15 protein-coding genes and 2 tRNA genes are annotated in these 16,894 nt (G+C 41.9%); 9 read left to right on the top strand and 8 right to left on the bottom strand.

All coding sequences use genetic code 11. The features are described 5' to 3' along the window. Window positions 1-614: 614 nt before the first annotated feature. Window positions 615-836, top strand: coding sequence for a hypothetical protein (locus tag IQ224_RS05855; RefSeq protein WP_036400262.1), 222 nt, complete (start codon window positions 615-617; stop codon window positions 834-836). A 117-nt stretch (window positions 837-953) separates the two neighbouring features. Here IQ224_RS05855 and IQ224_RS05850 read toward each other — a convergent pair whose 3' ends face one another. Beyond that, window positions 954-1,217 carry a YciI family protein gene (locus tag IQ224_RS05850; RefSeq protein ID WP_002742683.1) on the bottom strand — a complete coding sequence of 88 codons (264 nt, stop codon included), beginning with the start codon at window positions 1,215-1,217 and terminating at the stop codon, window positions 954-956. A gap of 27 nt (window positions 1,218-1,244) precedes the next feature. Here IQ224_RS05850 and IQ224_RS24890 point away from each other — a divergent pair, with 27 nt between their 5' ends. Beyond that, window positions 1,245-1,424, top strand: a complete 180-nt coding sequence (locus IQ224_RS24890; protein WP_370583128.1) for a hypothetical protein — start codon at window positions 1,245-1,247, stop codon at window positions 1,422-1,424. A gap of 124 nt (window positions 1,425-1,548) precedes the next feature. On the opposite strand, the gene IQ224_RS05845 is transcribed toward IQ224_RS24890, so the two are convergent. The 6 genes from IQ224_RS05845 to psbU form a co-directional block, all read right to left on the bottom strand. Next, window positions 1,549-2,997 carry a restriction endonuclease subunit M gene (locus IQ224_RS05845; protein ID WP_036400265.1) on the bottom strand — a complete coding sequence of 483 codons (1,449 nt, stop codon included), beginning with the start codon at window positions 2,995-2,997 and terminating at the stop codon, window positions 1,549-1,551. Beyond that, entirely contained in the window at window positions 2,940-3,659 is a 720-nt protein-coding gene (locus IQ224_RS05840) for a hypothetical protein (RefSeq protein ID WP_002742687.1), read from the bottom strand. The genes IQ224_RS05845 and IQ224_RS05840 overlap by 58 nt, the downstream gene beginning before the upstream one ends. 190 nt (window positions 3,660-3,849) lie before the next feature. Beyond that, entirely contained in the window at window positions 3,850-4,923 is a 1,074-nt protein-coding gene (locus IQ224_RS05835) for a glycosyltransferase (protein ID WP_002742688.1), read from the bottom strand. A 9-nt stretch (window positions 4,924-4,932) separates the two neighbouring features. Further along, entirely contained in the window at window positions 4,933-6,036 is a 1,104-nt protein-coding gene (locus IQ224_RS05830; RefSeq protein WP_002742689.1) for a HEAT repeat domain-containing protein, read from the bottom strand. A gap of 206 nt (window positions 6,037-6,242) precedes the next feature. Next, window positions 6,243-7,910, bottom strand: coding sequence for an L-aspartate oxidase (gene nadB, locus IQ224_RS05825; protein WP_002742690.1), 1,668 nt, complete (start codon window positions 7,908-7,910; stop codon window positions 6,243-6,245). A gap of 192 nt (window positions 7,911-8,102) precedes the next feature. Beyond that, window positions 8,103-8,510, bottom strand: a complete 408-nt coding sequence (gene psbU / locus IQ224_RS05820; RefSeq protein WP_002775900.1) for a photosystem II complex extrinsic protein PsbU — start codon at window positions 8,508-8,510, stop codon at window positions 8,103-8,105. Window positions 8,511-9,248: 738 nt separating this feature from the next. On the opposite strand from psbU, the gene IQ224_RS05815 reads away from it, so the two are divergent. The 5 genes from IQ224_RS05815 (at window position 9,249) to IQ224_RS05795 (ending at window position 14,402) form a co-directional block, all read left to right on the top strand. After that, complete coding sequence (locus IQ224_RS05815) at window positions 9,249-9,884, top strand: peroxiredoxin (protein WP_002735346.1); 636 nt, start codon at window positions 9,249-9,251, stop codon at window positions 9,882-9,884. A 591-nt stretch (window positions 9,885-10,475) separates the two neighbouring features. Continuing rightward, window positions 10,476-10,778, top strand: a complete 303-nt coding sequence (locus tag IQ224_RS05810) for a ferredoxin (protein WP_004156934.1) — start codon at window positions 10,476-10,478, stop codon at window positions 10,776-10,778. A gap of 133 nt (window positions 10,779-10,911) precedes the next feature. Beyond that, window positions 10,912-10,996, top strand: a tRNA-Tyr gene (locus tag IQ224_RS05805). Window positions 10,997-11,004: 8 nt separating this feature from the next. Further along, a tRNA-Thr gene (locus IQ224_RS05800) sits at window positions 11,005-11,076 on the top strand. A 317-nt stretch (window positions 11,077-11,393) separates the two neighbouring features. After that, window positions 11,394-14,402 carry an alpha-mannosidase gene (locus IQ224_RS05795; protein WP_004156942.1) on the top strand — a complete coding sequence of 1,003 codons (3,009 nt, stop codon included), beginning with the start codon at window positions 11,394-11,396 and terminating at the stop codon, window positions 14,400-14,402. Here IQ224_RS05795 and psbN read toward each other — a convergent pair. Further along, the gene (gene psbN / locus IQ224_RS05790) at window positions 14,399-14,530 is read right to left on the bottom strand and encodes a photosystem II reaction center protein PsbN (RefSeq protein ID WP_002761150.1); all 132 of its coding nucleotides are present in this window, start codon (window positions 14,528-14,530) and stop codon (window positions 14,399-14,401) included. The two genes, IQ224_RS05795 and psbN, sit on opposite strands and share 4 nt — an antisense overlap. A 168-nt stretch (window positions 14,531-14,698) precedes the next feature. On the opposite strand from psbN, the gene IQ224_RS05785 reads away from it, so the two are divergent. After that, the gene (locus IQ224_RS05785; protein WP_004156944.1) at window positions 14,699-15,547 is read left to right on the top strand and encodes a carbonic anhydrase; all 849 of its coding nucleotides are present in this window, start codon (window positions 14,699-14,701) and stop codon (window positions 15,545-15,547) included. Window positions 15,548-15,629: 82 nt separating this feature from the next. Continuing rightward, window positions 15,630-16,646 carry a glutaminase A gene (gene glsA, locus IQ224_RS05780; RefSeq protein WP_194032690.1) on the top strand — a complete coding sequence of 339 codons (1,017 nt, stop codon included), beginning with the start codon at window positions 15,630-15,632 and terminating at the stop codon, window positions 16,644-16,646. The last annotated feature ends 248 nt before the right edge of the window (window positions 16,647-16,894 follow it).

The raw sequence follows: 16,894 nt of genomic DNA, 5'->3' as shown, positions 1-16,894 counted from the left end.
ACACTTAATCAGGAGGAACATATTTCTAATTGGAATAAGGACAGAGATTTTATCTTGCGTCTTTTACCAGATGATTGTTTACGTTACTATCAATTAGCCACCTAATTATTATCTCTATCAATTTAATTTCTATGAGTGAACATGAGCTAATATCTTTGATTTATAGCTCCACTTTACTATGTCTATAATTTAGTTTTTTACTTTAATTGATTAGTCTAAATTATGATTTATCTCTTGGATTTCTTCTTTTATTTATCTGTTGACTCCTCTAGGTGGTGTTAATTCTTATTGCTCCTTATTGAGAATAGGTTTTGATGCCATTTTTGGTGCTTTACTGTTTCTCAAATGCCTTTTTTCGCTCCTTATGTTTATTTTTATGCTCACTTTGATTTTTTCTCTCCGTAATTTCTCTCTGTGACAGCTTAGGGTGCGGAATGTGGGTTGTATAATGCACATAGTCAAAAAATGTCATTAATTATCATGATTAGGCCGATAACACGACTACTAGCATATTCAATTCTGAACCAGAAAAAAGCTGGTAGAGTCAGAGGATAGACATTGAGAGGTCCGGATGAACCTGTATCGCACGCCAGAAAACTGGGTCTTTCAACAGTTTGATTGCACCTGCGGTAAACTGCGCCTCATCGGGATTTAGCATTGGTGGCAAGAAACCTGGGCAGCGTGCTGCCAAAATAAAAGTCACTAAGGAGATAATAAATATTAGATTTGACGATAAAAATTTCTGTATCTTACCTGTGGGAGTTCTCAGGAATATGAGAGGAGAAAAAGCGCAAAAAATGAAGATAATAAAAGTGACTATTACCGATATTCTGTAAATAATTGGCAAATATTCAACCCTTGCCAAGTTACTCAGTAGCCACCACCGTAAATCAATTTGGTTATCTACCATTTTTTCACTCTTTAGGGATCAATCTAGAGGATATGGACTTATATTATAGTCCGCTGTAAGCATTTTTTCGATGTTTACAACTGAGAATAATGACAACTGAAGCCTCATCGTCTAATTCTCGCACTTCTGACTCGCTGGCTGCCTGATAAATTCCGAAAACTTGGCTTAAATCTGCCGTTAGTCCGATAGTAACGAGAATTACCGGTTTTTTCTGTAGATTTAATCCCTCTAGATGCGCTTGACGATAGGGTGCGCGTTTTTCCAGCACATTTTCACAATAACTACCCCAGATAACAAATTTCGGCATATTTGACCTGTAATCTGGTTCTTCGGTTTGTCTTATGCAACGGACAGGGTTATAAAAAATGAAACTCTTATAGAGAAAGACATTTGGCGATTTTTGTCAATTGTTTTTGATCTAGAGCGAACTAATCAATTAAATCCCTTACCAGATAAAGATTTAGTCGATTTATGCCCCCCTATCGAACCATACCAAGTAACGAAGAACCTGTAATCTCTTGATCTGTTGCTATTTTACGATCGAATCGTCAATGAGACTCAATCGATATAGTGCGATGTCGAAGGCACTGCATAGCAGATCGCCAATCTTGTCAGGTGGGTTATTAACGCAGCTAAAATTAAAGCTTATAGGATAACAACTTCTCGGCTAAAACTGATACATTTAAACTATTTAAAATACGGGTTTTTATCGGTCTTTTTTCATCCCAAAATATCAAGGATGAATAAAATTCTCTGCCTGGGGAAGAGTTGAGTAGCTGTAAGGTTTTTTGAGCGGTATCTAAATCATCGAAGCTTAGGAAGTAAACGGTATCATCGAAAATAACGGGTTGATTTTGATAGGGTAATATAAGGTTAAAATTTAGTTTTTTATAGAGTCCAGAAATGGCGATTTTAAAAGGGGAGAAGCTGTAAGAACCCACACCAAATATGCAAAAGTCTGGCTGATTTTGATAAATTTTGCTCTTTCTACTCAGAAAATAATTTTTATGATCAACTAAGTATTGCCAAGTTTTTGGTGCTATATCGCGTATATTTTCTGTAGATTCACCGATAAACTTCTGAGTTACCAAAATGTATTTATTGATAACCTCTAGGCGATTTTGTGCCACATCTGAACCTTTCAGGAGAGGATAAAGATAGGTAGGTTCAAGATCAACAACTTCCTTTAAACCATTGATAAAAATTCCATTAACTAACTGCAATTCCATTATTTTTGAGCAATCATGTTTAATTCCTGAACGCCATTTTTCTTGAGGATGCCGATGATATAAATATTCTAATCTAGTAAAAGTATTTAAATCTCTGACTAGGATATTATTTTGATAACCAATGCGCTGAAATTCCCCTTCCTCAAAACTTTTGAAAACATCACAAAAATAATTTTCCGAATAAGAATCAAATTGACAAAACAGAAGACAAGCATTTACATTAGCTTGAAAATATTTTTGAGTGTTGATCGGATAAATTGCCGAATAAACTAGATGAATTTTGTGAGTATAGATATAGTTTAAAATTTTTCTAGATACGGCTGTTTTACAGATAATTGCCAGATAAGCTGAACGTCGATTGAGACATTCAATGAGCTTAATTAACATCCACTCTGAAATATCAAAATTACTTCTTCCCGTAATAGCATCTAAACCATGATAGCCTTGAAAGTTGCTTTTTTGAGGTAAATTTTTCCCGTTAATAAGTCCTTGTTTTGAGTTGGTTATCCAAGGCAGATTCCCCAAGAATAAAATATTTTCTGACCATAATTGAGTCAAGGAATACCAGTCACAATCAAAAAAATTCTTCTGTTCAACTTGTATTCTTTGATCTTGGGATATTTGCGGATCTTGATTAATCTGAGTGATATAATTAGGATTAATTTCAAAGCCAAGAATTTTTTCAGTTTCTTTAAAGGTAAGTGATGCCGCTTTTAAAAAGTTACCTATACCACAAGTTGGCTCAATAATAACATCGGGGTTAACCTGAATTTGCCATAATTTTTGACAAATCTTTTCGGTTAATTCCGGGGGAGTTTGAAAGTCTCCATATTCAATTTTAACCTGAGAAGCTTGCATGAATAATTCTCTCTATAAATGGCTATTAATCCTTCTTCTTGACCGGCAAGATCGATTACCCTAGTATATTGTAATCTCCATTGTAACGCATTAGAAATAGTTAGAAAACCTTGCACCGGGGGATGAACAAGAATTTCATCAGCTATATTGGCCGCTTCCATTTCATCAACAGGTAAGTTTTTATCTAAAATAAAAGCAATTAAATCATCTTTGTTTCCCTGATTGTTTAAGATATTGCGGATACCACGAGTCATCTGGAAATCGCCTGTTCTTTCGGCACTGACAAAAATTGTCCTGATAATTCTTAAACTGGCAGTACGATTTAGGCTATTATCTAACTTTTCATAAACAAAAATAATTAAGGAATATCCCAAGCCAAAAATTTTTTGTCTTGCGGATTTAAAAGGACAAGATGATTGAGGTTGTTTCATGCTTGTTACTTTGATATCTACTAACAAATCAGGAAAATCAACCCCACTAGCTGAATTACCGTCAAGAAAATTATATTTTTCTTTTAGATATAGTTTAAACTTTTGTTCTAAGTAAGTTCCGATCGCTTTACCATCTGTAACACCATAGAGTGAAGATTCTTGATGTTGAGATTCCAAAGCTGAGAAGAAAGCTGCCTCGTCACATAACGATTCTTGGGTCAATCTTGCCATAGATAATACAGGGTTTAAAATCAACTCTAGCAGAAAAATTTATCTAAGTAACTAAGCAAAATTAATATCGAGTCTATTTTGACTTTGCGTTCTTTGTGTCTCCATGGTTGCTCCCGAACCCTTCTGGGATAACCCGATAGAAAAGTGTATGCTAGGTTAGATTTAACCAGAGTAAACCAAGAGAACCTATTTATTTTTGACTGCGAGCAAAAATTTCTTCAAACCAATTAATAACTCGATTTCCTAAAGCTTCTAGGGAATATTTTTGCTCCACTACTGCACGACAAGAAGATCGATCGATCCGGTCTAAATTTTTAATTCCTGTAACTAATCCCTCGATACTATCGGGTTCAACTAAAAAACCAGTTTTTCCATCTTCAATAATTTCTACCGGACCACCACGACCATAGGCAACTACGGGAACACCACAGGCCAAAGCTTCAATAGCTCCGTTACCAAAAGCCTCAACCCAGCGCGGGGTCATCAACAGACCAAAACAGTCGCCTAGCTCTTTTTGTAGGCTCCTGGTGGGCAAAAACCCACGATAATCGACTAAATCGAAACTATAGTTATCCTGTAAATTTTGCCAGTAGAGAGGATCGGAAATATGACCGAAAACGCGTAAAGGTACGCCCAACTGTTGACAAGCGGCGATCGCATCTTCTAGAGCTTTTTCCGGGGCAATCCGTCCCACCCAGGCCAGAGAGGGGGAAGGATCGGCCCGAAACTGATACAAAGATACGTCTAAACCATTAGCCAAACAGCGATAGGGGGGAGATATTGAGAAAGTTTCTGCTTGGACGACGGTGTGAAAAGCGAGTAAATGGGGAAAACTGCGGTAGGTTTTTTGAATAATATGATCCATCGCCAAAGAAACGGAAGCCATGCTGACTAAATGGGCGACGGGAGTAGCAAAAAAAGGAGTGAGATAAAAAGGGAGCCAATCGTAGGCAAAATTAACAATTAAATCGTACTCATTTTGTACCTGTTGGGCGTAGTGCCACATATTGGCCAAAACGGCATTTTCGGGCATTAAAATCGGGGCTTCCCTGCCTTGACTTTGGGCGGAAATCTGGGCATTTCCTGCTATAGTAATCAAGGGGATATCATGCAATTGCGAGGCTTCTGGAGCCACTACCCGCACCGCGTACCCTTGCTTATTTAGAGTGCGAGCGAGATTATAAATAGTTAGTTCTACGCCACCGCCGTCCCCCGATCCCAAAAATCCCACGGGGGTGGAGATAAATAACAGTTTTCGACTCAATTTTGCACCTCAGTTGGGTGTAGTTTCGGTGAAGGTCGGTGTGGTGTCGGTGAAGGAAGTATCCTGTACATCGTCATCTTCTGGTTCACCAGTAGTTTCTAGGGGAGCAATATCTAAACGGGGAGCTAATTGCAGATTTAACTGTCTAACTGCCCAGCGTGCTGTTTCTTGCACTTCCTCATCGGGATCATCGAGGGCATGACAAATTAATTGACTGATCTGAGACATGATATCGTAGAGTCTGGTTAAATCCCGAATGGCATTTTTCCGCACCTGGGGATTTTTATCCTGGAGAGAGATAGCCAAAGCTTGGTTCATCGGTCGCAGGGAGCGGGTGCAGATTTGAGCGAGAGCTTCTAGGGTTAAACTGCGTTCGTAGGAATCTCCATCCACCATGCTATCGACTAAAGGCTGCATTGCCCTAGAATCGGACACCTGTGCCAGCTTCCAAACCGCCCTTCTACGGGTACGGGGATCGTTATCACGAAGACTTTCAATTAAACGCAAGATTAAATCTACGTTCGGGATGCGGGAGGTAGCTTGTACGGGCAAAGAAGGGTCGAAATCCTCGTCACCACTGCCATTAATGTCACTGTCAGTTTTGGTGTCTGCGCCGAAGGGATTGCCATTGCCCCTGGAAAAGTTGTCGAGTGGGTTTTTAGGATTGGCGTAAGTTGTCTTTTCGCGCCGTTTTGAGGCTTTGCCCTTGGGACGATATTGGAAGAAAAGCGATAGTAAAGCTGCCAATAAAGCGATGGATAACAAGGCCGAGCCAGCAATTAATGGTATTGGTGAAGCCGCATTTTCGGCGCCAGCGTTGGCAGCCCTGGTGGTTTGACCTAGATACTTCTTCGTATTAGCGATCGCATTTTGAGCAGAGGGGTCGTTCGGAAGTTGTGCCAGAGCTTGTTGAAATTTTTCCACGGCGAGTTGATAATTCTTTTGGCTTTTGGCCTCGTAACCAGCTTTCATCAACTGCTCGTAAGTGGCGAAAGTCTGGGTTTGCCCTAACCCAGGTGAAGTTTGAGCGTTAGCCTTGGATAAAACCTGAAAATCATGACCCCAACTGCTCACACCGATAGCTAACAACAATAAAAAATTAGGTTTGATCATAGAATTTATGTAACTGCTTGGGGGTTGGTAAAAGTATGATAGCCTAAAAGCTATAGATGAGAGGCACTCAACTCCAGAGATGGGTCATAGACTAGGATGATTGGGAAAAGCCCCCGGTCAGCGTCAGGCCAATAGTGCCGCTGCTGGGATCGGAGATAGAGTCCACTGTTTAGCGCTGAGGGATTATCTGTGAAAAACTGGCTCAATTAAGCTTGTACCGGAGTTTTGTGCCAGGTTCGACCTTGAATAGTCGTGTGTAATTGCCAATTAGCTACGGTTTCTGGATAATCGCCCCGATAGTGACCACCTCGGCTTTCTGCCCGTAATAAGGCACTTTCCAGAATTAAGTCGGCGATATCTAGAAGATTTAATGTCTCGATCGCTATTCTTATCTCTAACTGCACCGAGGGACACAAAAATAATTGTCCTTTGTCGGGGAGAAGATTCTGGAGAAATTGTCCCATCTTTAGGGATTCTAATTGTTGTTTCCACTGTTGCACCCGTAGGATAGCAGTTTCTAACTCGTTTTGAAATCGGCAAATTCCCGCATTTTCCCACATTAAAATCGGTAATTCTCTCCGTACTTTTTGCCAGTCTTCCTGTTCTTCCTGCCAGTTTTCCGCAATTTCTAAGGGTTTTTCGGGTCTTTCCCCCAGAAAGTTTTCTGGCTCCAGACCTATTGCAGCTAAACTTGCCGCAAAGACAATACATTCCAAGAGAGAATTACTAGCTAAACGATTAGCCCCGTGAACACCTGTACTAGCGGCTTCGCCGATCGCATACAAACCAGATAGAGAAGTGCGGGCGTTTAAATCTGTGGCCACTCCTCCCATCCAATAGTGAGCGGCGGGGGCGACCGGAATCACATCCTCAAGCACATTAATGCCCCATTTTTGACAGATGCGGATAATATTGGGGAAACGATAACGCAGACGCTCCGGTTCGATTGGTCTTAAATCTAGATATACTTTGGCATGGGCGGGATCGTCGGAGGTTTTTTGCAAATGGCTAAAAATCGCCCGACTCACCACATCCCGGGGGGCTAATTCTCCGGCCGGATGGTAATCGAAGGCAAAACGCCGCCCCCGGTCATCAATTAAATGCGCTCCTTCGCCGCGCACCGCTTCACTAATTAAAAACCGCGGTGCCCCCGGCACAGTCAAAGCGGTGGGGTGAAACTGAAAAAATTCTGGGTCGCGAATCACTGCCCCAGCACGCCAAGCGAGGGCGACTCCATCCCCCGTGCTAACGGCGGGATTAGTGGTTTGGGCATAGACTTGACCGCCGCCTCCCGTAGCCAGAATGACTGCTTGCGCTCGCAGCCAACAGAGATGATCTTGATGGAGTAAACAAATACCTTGACAGCGTTGCCCTTCCGGGTCAAGCCAGAGTTTCAGGGCGATCGCTTGGGGAATAATGGTAATATTGGGCCGCTCGGTCACTTTTTCCATCAGGGTACTGACGATCGCTCTCCCCGTGCGATCGGCTGCGTGCAGCACCCTGGCCTGGGAATGGGCAGCCTCAAGAGTGCGGGCTAAGTCGTCTCCGGAGCGATCAAAACTAACCCCTAACCGCAGCAAATCAGCGATCGCTTGGGGGGCCTTCTCGACTAAAAACTGCACAGCATAGCGATCGCATAAGCCCGCTCCAGCTTTCAGGGTATCTTCTAAATGGAAAACGGGGGAATCTGCCGGGGACGTGGCTGCCGCAATTCCTCCCTGCGCCCAATCACTAGCCCCAGTTTTTAAATCTTCTTTGGTAATTAAACCCACCTTTAAGTTAGGGGGTAAACACAGCGCGGCATACAATCCCGCCGCCCCCGATCCCACCACTAAAACATCTTGATAACTCGGCAGTTGCGAGGAAACGACCATGTAGGAGTTAATTGATAAATTCTATTTATTCTAGCACTTCATTTCTCTATATCTCTGGCAAAAATCGCCAGTCTTTCCCTTGGGGCAGTATGCCAGATTCTTTCTTTTGCCTCTTGCCTTCAGAAGCTGATCACTGAAAAAGGTGAGCGATCGCCCACCTAGAAATTTTTTTAAAACCGTAATTAACTAGATTTAGTAAACTCCGGGGTTAAAACGGTCATCACCCTCGATAAATTCTTTAGAAGGCTCAGTAACGGTAAATTTCTCCAGATTAGCCTGTAAACGCTCTTTTTGAGTGGCTGAGAGTCCGGGGATATTGAGGACATCTTCCACTTCTTCGTAGGGGGCGTTTTTGATGATTTTACCAGCTAAATTGGGGTAGAACCCTCTCAAGTCCCGGAAATCGCGAATATCACTGTTATTAAGGTCGATTTTCGCCCCGAATTCTGTGGTTAGTTTGGCATCAGCCGCATTTAAGACCGCCACAGGAAGAGAGGGAAGGGCGATCGAGGTAAGATTGAGAGCTTGAGCGGGAACTTTGCCCCAAAAACTCCCGATAATCAAGGCAATTACCGCCAGCAGACGAACAAGATTCTTCATTGCAGTTGTGGTCTCCTAAAACCAAGGCAAATTAACGATCAGGACAAGAAATGAAGCCGTCAGCTTTCCGACTAGGCATAGGGTGGGTAGTTGAGATTTGCCACCGGAGCCTAGCCATTAGCTGAACGCTGATACCTAGTTAAAAAAGTTATATCATGCCATTAGACCAGATCTTGACACTCTCCGCACTTTTCGGGCGGAGATTCTTGGGCTGAATCTTGCCTCTACTAGCAAAGCTAATTTTGGTCTTACAGTTTCATGTCTAGTCAGACTACACCTATAAGGCAAGCACTCTCAAAGACTACTCCCCAAGCGTAAATTTCTGTGTGTCCCACAGTATTTAATTGTTTGGCGTTCTGACAGTTTGGACTTAATTAAACACCATTGACTGTTAGAAATTTTGAGATGACGGAGTAGGACATTTAACTTGTTTCCTCACGTTCTCACGGTCAGCAACCTACGAGCATTCTAGCACAAAGTCGTCCTAAAAGGACGGGGTTTTCAACCCAAATTTCCGATAACCCATTTGGCCGTACTAGGGGAAGGATTTTGGGGGTTGGGTGATGGGGGAGCCGGGAGATCAGTGAACTGATAACTCAAATCTGATCCCTGATCCCTGAAAAGGCTGATGGCTAATGCAATTATTACAAATCCCTAAAATTATCAATGAAGAACAGCACTCCTATGGCATCATAAACTGTTGCTTGTCTTGAAATATATAATAAGGAAGACACAATTATGGCTCTCCAATTGGGTGATATCGTTCCAGATTTTACACAAGATTCTAGTGCAGGTCCGATTTCTTTTCACCAGTGGGTAGGAGATAGCTGGGTGGTGCTGTTCTCCCACCCGGCTGATTATACCCCCGTTTGTACCACGGAATTAGGTACGGTGGCTAGTCTTAAGTCAGAATTTGAGCGACGTAATGTGAAAGTGATCGCTTTGAGTGTCGATAGTGCCGAATCCCATCGGGGTTGGATTAATGACATCAACGAAACTCAAAACACTACCGTTAACTATCCGATTATCGCCGATGGCGATCGCAAGGTGTCCGATCTCTACGGCATGATTCACCCCAATTCCCTCAACAATCTCACGGTACGTTCGGTGTTTATCATCGATCCCAACAAAAAATTACGTTTAACTATTACCTATCCTGCCAGCACGGGACGCAATTTTAACGAGATCCTGCGGGTAATCGACTCCCTGCAACTCACCGATAACTATCAAGTGGCTACCCCGGCTAACTGGACCGACGGCGGCGATTGTGTGGTGGTTCCCTCTATTCCCACTGAAGAAGCTCGCAGCAAATTCCCCAAAGGAGTTGAAGAAATCAAACCCTATCTACGCATGACTCCCCAACCTAATAAGTAATTAGGGTTTGCTAATCGGTGAACCAGATCCTGGAAAACTGACAATCCGAAAACCAAGAAATCGTCAGGGAGGGTTAGCCATCCGTTTTAACGGATGCTACCCCTGGCAACAGGGGATTTATCCCCCTCTATCATTTATTGGTTTGATTGTCAATATATTTTTTCCTAGTTTCCCTAGATGTGTTACCGGCAGTAGTGCCGAAAAGCAATTTCTTGGCTGGGTTAAAGACAATTCATCGACATCTATCTTAACCATAAGTTAAATTAATATTTAATAAAAATCGGCTCAAGACGAAAAAAACGATTAACATTATCGCTCCAAATGCTTAGTGGTGGCTAGTTTGACTAGATTGTAGAGGGATGAAATTATCTAGAGATCGAGCAAGTATCCTCAAGAATTCTGGGTTAGATATATAAGTAAATTTTATTTTAAGTTTATTTAAGACTGTCATTACTAATGCAAGGCTGAGTCAGGCAGATTTTCCCGTAGTATCAAAAATGAAACTCGCTCCAATCGTTCAATCTGACTACGAGCGAGAGGCAATTGTAGAGACTGCCGCTTTCACTAGCATTTAATTAAGAGGAACAACCGATGGCAACTTATAAAGTCACCCTGAAAAATGAATCTGAAGGACTTAATACTACAATTGAGGTTCCCGATGATGAGTACATTCTCGATGTAGCTGAAGAAGCAGGACTGGACTTACCTTATTCCTGCCGCGCAGGAGCTTGCTCCACCTGTGCAGGTAAAATTGAATCTGGTACTGTCGATCAATCCGATCAATCCTTCTTAGATGACGATCAAATTGAAGCGGGTTATGTCCTCACCTGCGTCGCCTATCCTACCTCTGACTGTGTGATCCTCACCCACAAGGAAGAAGACGCTTTGAAGTAATCTTCAAGATTATCAGAAAATTCCCGTTAAAGCCATGGCTTTAACGGGAGTTATTTTATGGCTCAAAAATTTTTTCCCTAAACACTTGTGTGTTTTAGCTAAGGGTGCTATGATTGTTAATCGTGGAATTAATGGGTCGGTGCCCGAGTGGTTAATGGGGGCGGACTGTAAATCCGTTGGCTACGCCTACGCTGGTTCGAATCCGGCCCGGCCCACCACGATCAATGCCCGTGTAGCTCAGTGGTAGAGCACACCCTTGGTAAGGGTGAGGTCATGAGTTCAATCCTCATCACGGGCTTTCTCTTCCCTGCTCATTCTCAATAAACCATTGAAGGATGAGATTAAGTAGGGCTTGCTGAATAAATCTAAAAACCTTGTTGGATAATATTTTTAGGCTTTTTTGAAATCAAAAAGTACCAGCCATTGGAGGGATCGGGGGGGGGAAATTTAGGGACTTTTTCCCTGAAAATTAGGTAATTGACCCCCTGAAAATGGGTAAAACCCTACACCCTACACCCCACACCCTACACCCTGCCCCTAGGAAAAACTTTTTCAGCAGACCCCAATTAGTCCTCGATCGCCTAAAATAGTCAAAATTAACTTATTTGTTGGCTCATGTCTCCCCTTGACAACATCGCTAAACTGTCTCACCTCACTCGCAGAGATGTTCAGAAAAATTGGTTGATTGCTACAGCAGCAGGAAAACCAATTCAACCCGTCACCCTCAATGAAAAACAATACATTATTTGGCCAGCCGGCAGACAAATTCAATATCTAACTCAAAAAATTATTGTCCCCGAACATTTAGCCGGTTATCCTTTAGCGGGAATGGACCTGAGATTAATCTTAACTTGGTGGGCGGAAGATGTCAAAATTTATGTTAATAATCAATTTATCCAAGCAGGAGACCTCTTTGATTCTTCCACGCGCATTTTACTTTCTAACTCGGTCTCTACTGGTCAAGAAATTATTGTTACTCTCCGTTTAGTCAGTCCCAATCATGATATTGGTGGTTTGATGAAATCAGAGTTAATCTATGAATATAGCCAAGCGATCGATCCTAGTTTTGTTGCTGATGAATTAACCATTCTCCATAATTATCTACAAACTTTTTATCCTCAAAACTTAGCAGCTTTTACCGCTACTCTCGAGAATATTGACTGGTATAATGTCACCAACAAAGATAGATTTAATCAATCCCTAGAATCAATTCGTCAATCCCTGCAACCCCTCGCTAAACCTCTCAAAGAACGCAGTTTTCATCTTCTCGGCCACGCACATTTAGATATGGCTTGGTTGTGGCCGTTGGCAGAAACTTGGCAAGTGGCAAAAAACACTTTTATCTCGGTTTTAAACCTGCAAAAAGATTTTCCTGCCCTCATATTTGGTCATTCTAGCCCCCTAGTTTACGAATGGATAGAAAAACATCATCCTGACCTGTTTGAAGCAATTCTAGAGGCATATAAAGGGCAATCCTGGGAACTTTTGGGCGGGATGTGGGTAGAACCAGAAGTCAATTTAATTTCTGGGGAATCCCTATTTCGACAACTACTTTATGGACAAAAATATTTTCAAGAAAAATTTGGACAAATCACTAAAACTGCTTGGCTGCCAGATACCTTTGGGTTTCCCTACCAATTGCCACAAATTCTTAAATCCTTTGGCATCAAATATTTTGTAACTGGGAAACTACATTGGAATGATACGACTAAATTTCCCCACGGTTTTTTCTGGTGGCAATCTCCCGATGGCAGTAAAATTCTTTCCCTCATGTCTCCTCCCAATGTTGCCGGAGTTATGGATACTAATCCAATTATTATGACCGATCATGCTCTCAATTGGGAACGGCAAACCGGCTTAAAAGATATTTTTTGGCTGCCCGGTGTTGGCGACCATGGCGGCGGTCCGACTCGTGATATGTTAGAAGTGGCCCAACGTTGGCAAAAATCTCCTTTTTTCCCCCAGTTAAAATTTAGCCAAGCAACAACTTATCTGGATAGTCTGGAGACAAGTAATCTTCCTATCTGGGATGATGAATTATATCTAGAATTCCATCGCGGTTGTTATACTACCCACGCCGACCAAAAGGCCTATAATCGTTACTGTGAAATCCTCTTGTATCAAGGGGAATTATGGTCTTCTCTGGCTAATATTTTACTAGAGATTCCCTATCCGAAAGTCGAGATAGAATCCGCCTGGAAAAAGGTTTTATTAAATCAGTTTCATGATATACTGCCCGGTACTTCTATCCCGGAAGTGTTTAGGGATGCTAATCATTTATGGCAGCAAGTTATCAGCACGGGTGAAGCAATTTTAGATCAAGCTTTACAGGCAATTGCTAATCAAATTAATTTGCCTAATCCCCCCCATCCCCACGCAAAACCTTTTCTAGTTTTTAATTCTCTTAACTGGGAAAGATCCCAGGTTATCTCTTTGGCTGTAGAATCTGTAAATTGCTCGGTTTATGACTTAAACAATTGTCTCTGTCCTTCGCAATTATCCCACGACAATCAGCTACTATTTCTCGCTGAAAATATTCCTTCTGTGGGTTATAAGTTATTTTGGTTAGTTGCCAATCAGCCAGCAGCCGAGCAAAATTTAACTAACTGCCAATTTATTTTAGATAATGGCTTGCTTAAAGTTACTATTAACTCAGAAACGGGGGATATAGATAGTATATTTGATATAATTAATCAAAGAGAAATCCTGCAAGCTGCTGGTAATCAATTACAGGCATTTAAAGATCAAGGACAATATTGGGACGCTTGGAATATCGATCCGAATTATCAACAATATCCCTTACCTAAAACAGTATTAAAATCGATCGAATGCTTAGAATGTGGTCCCTTGCGCTGGCAGATTCGCGTGATCAGAAATTTAGCTGATTCGGAATTTTGTCAAGATTATATCTTAGAAAAAGATTCTCCTATTCTCCAGATTAAAACTATTGTTAATTGGCAACAGCAACATACTTTAGTAAAAACCGCTTTTCCTCTTACCCTAAACAGCGATTTTACCACCTATGAAATTGCCTGTGGTGCGATCGAGCGTGATCACGAACCAGAATCGTCAAAATGGGAAGTTTACGCCCATAAATGGGCGGATTTAACCGATAAAGAGGCACAATACGGGGTGAGTCTTTTAAATAATAATAAATATGGCTATGATGCTACTAACCAGCAACTGCGATTAACTCTGTTGAGAAGTCCCCGCTGGCCCGATCCCGAGGCGGATCTGGGGAAACAAGAATTTACCTATGCAATATATCCCCATCAAGGGGACTGGAAAACGGCGAAAACTGTCCATCACGCTTGGCAGTTAAACTCACCTGTCACCGTTATTTTTATTAATAATTCTTCCCGATCAAACCGGTTGCCACCCGTGGCACAATGGTTAAAATTCTCGGCCGATAACTTAATTTTAATGAGTTTCAAACCAAGTGAAACAGCCTCTCGGGGTTGGGTAATGCGCGTCTATGAATGTCAGGGAGAAAACGCTGTTATTGATTGGCAAAATCAATTACAATTAACAATAAAAGAATCGATCGACGGTTTAGAAAGAGCGATCGATTCTATGGAGCAAATTTCTCCTTGGCAGATAGCCACATGGTTATTAAAGAATTAATCTTCGTGATCTTCAAAAGGATCGCTTAATTCTGCTGCCGGCGGTCCAAAAGCGGTATAAAGAGCTAAAGCGGTAATCCCCACCAAAGCGGCAGCGATCGAAATACCCAAAATTGTTGCAGTTTCCATAAAATAAAATTTGCTTAGATACAGTTTGTATCTTATCTTAACAAAATACAACCGATCTCGCAGCCAATAGCGATCGCTAATCTGGCCGGTTGCATTGCTGTTATCTCATGCCCGATAATGCTGAAAGGATCGACTCAATAGCGATCGAACTAAACCAGAAAAATTATTATGAAGAAACTCCTAGAGGGACTAGAAAAGTTCCAGAGTGGTTATTTTGATGAACATCGGCAATTATTTGAGGAACTTTCCCACGGACAAAAACCGAGAATCCTGTTTATCACCTGTTCCGATTCCCGTATCGATCCTAACCTAATTACCCAAGCGGAGGTGGGGGAATTATTCGTAATTCGCAATGCGGGAAATATAATTCCTCCCTACGGAGCGACTAATGGTGGTGAGGGTGCATCTATAGAATATGCTATCAACGCTCTCGGCATCGAGCAAGTAATTATCTGCGGTCACTCCCATTGTGGAGCGATGAAAGGTTTGTTAAAATTGCAGAGTCTGGCCGATGAAATGCCTTTAGTTTACGATTGGTTAAAACAAGCAGAAGCTACTCGACGTTTAGTTAAGGATAATTACAAAGAATTAGAAGGGGAAGAACTGATCGAGGTGACAGTAGCAGAAAATGTTCTCAATCAGTTAAGTAATTTGCAAAGCTATCCAATTATTCGTTCCCGATTACATCAGGGTAAATTATCTCTACACGGTTGGATTTTTCGCATTGAAACCGGTGAAATTTTATCCTACGATCCCATCCTACACGATTTTGTCGCTCCCCATAGTAAAATTACCCATCCCGAACCAGAAGAAAAATTACCCTCTAGTCGTCACCTTCCCAATAGTCATCCCTTCAAGATTTCTGAGGATTATATCAGGACTCATGCGGACTTAAAAAAAGCGACTCCTGCGGTTAATACTGTGGCCAAAAAGAACGGCTCCTCAACCCAAAAACCGGGCTATACTTATTTAGAACCCTCCCAAGCTGATCGCATTTATCGCGGTTCGAGAAGTTAATTAGGGATTACAGAAATTCTCTAGAGATGTGCCTATTAACGTCTCTAGAGTGGCAATTAAACGATAACTGCTATACTCCTCTATGGCTTCCCCAAAAGATTTTATTAGTCCCGTCAATTCCGAGCAAGAGTTAGTCTATCCTTTTCGGAACTATCTTAACTATCTTCACGCAAAATACTCTGATTTACAGACGGGTAATATCGCCGATTATATTCCGGAATTAGCCCTAGCAGCTCCAGAATGGTTTGGTATTTCCGTAATTAGCACTGATGGTCAGATTTTTGAGGTGGGAGACTGTCAGCAAACCTTTACAGTGCAATCGATTTCTAAAGCTTTTGTCTTTGGATTAGCTCTAGAAGATCACGGAAGGGAATACGTTAATAGTAAAGTCGGTGTTGAACCCACGGGAGAAGCTTTTAACTCGATTATTCTCGATGAAAAAACCAATCGTCCCTATAATCCTATGGTTAATGCTGGTGCGATCGCTACCACGGATTTAATCACCGGACAGAATGCCACCGAAAGGCTAAAACGTATTTTAGAAATGTTTAAACGCTATACGGGTAGGGATCACGAGATTAATGTCCCCGTTTTTCTCTCGGAAAAATCCACCGGCAATCGCAATCGGGCTATGGCTTATCTGATGCTAAATTTTGGCATGGTTAGCGATAAAATTGAAGAAACCCTCGATCTTTACTGTCAACAATGCGCCATTCTCGTCCATGCTCACGATTTAGCTCTGATGGCTGCTACCTTAGCTAATGGAGGTGTCAACCCAATCACAGGAATACGGGCGATCGATGAACACTACGTTCAAGATGTGATCAGTGTTATGCTTACCTGTGGAATGTACGACGCTTCAGGAGAATGGGCCTATCGGGTAGGATTACCAGCAAAAAGCGGTGTCGGGGGCGGAATTACGGCAGTAGTCCCCCATCAGTTGGGAATTGGGACTTTTTCGCCCCTTTTAGATGAAAAAGGCAACAGCATCAGAGGAGTGAAAATTTGTCAAGATATTTCAGAGGATTTTGGTTTACATTTATTCAATGTGGCCAAACCAGAACGAGATTTAAAAACGTGGCTTGAAGGCAATAGTTGATATTGATAGCTGTCCCCGACAAGAGCGCCTAACGGCCCTGGGAAATTAATTTGGCCAGAGGTCTGTGGAAAAAAATGTCATAAACCTCTTGACAAAAGCAGTGGGTTGTGTGTAATATAAATATTGTGTGAGGAGTATAAGTTCAGTATAAGAGGAACCTTTGGGGTCGAAACACGGCAAGACTCCCAGAGGTTCTTCTTTTTCACTTCCTTATTGGCTCAAAGTCAGCCATAAAATCGGGTTTTACC

Source organism: Microcystis sp. LEGE 00066 (assembly GCF_015207925.1).
GTDB classification, from domain to species: domain Bacteria; phylum Cyanobacteriota; class Cyanobacteriia; order Cyanobacteriales; family Microcystaceae; genus Microcystis; species Microcystis ichthyoblabe_A.
The sequence above is the reverse complement of the archived record's forward strand: the minus strand, read 5'-3'. Positions and strand labels throughout refer to the sequence as shown.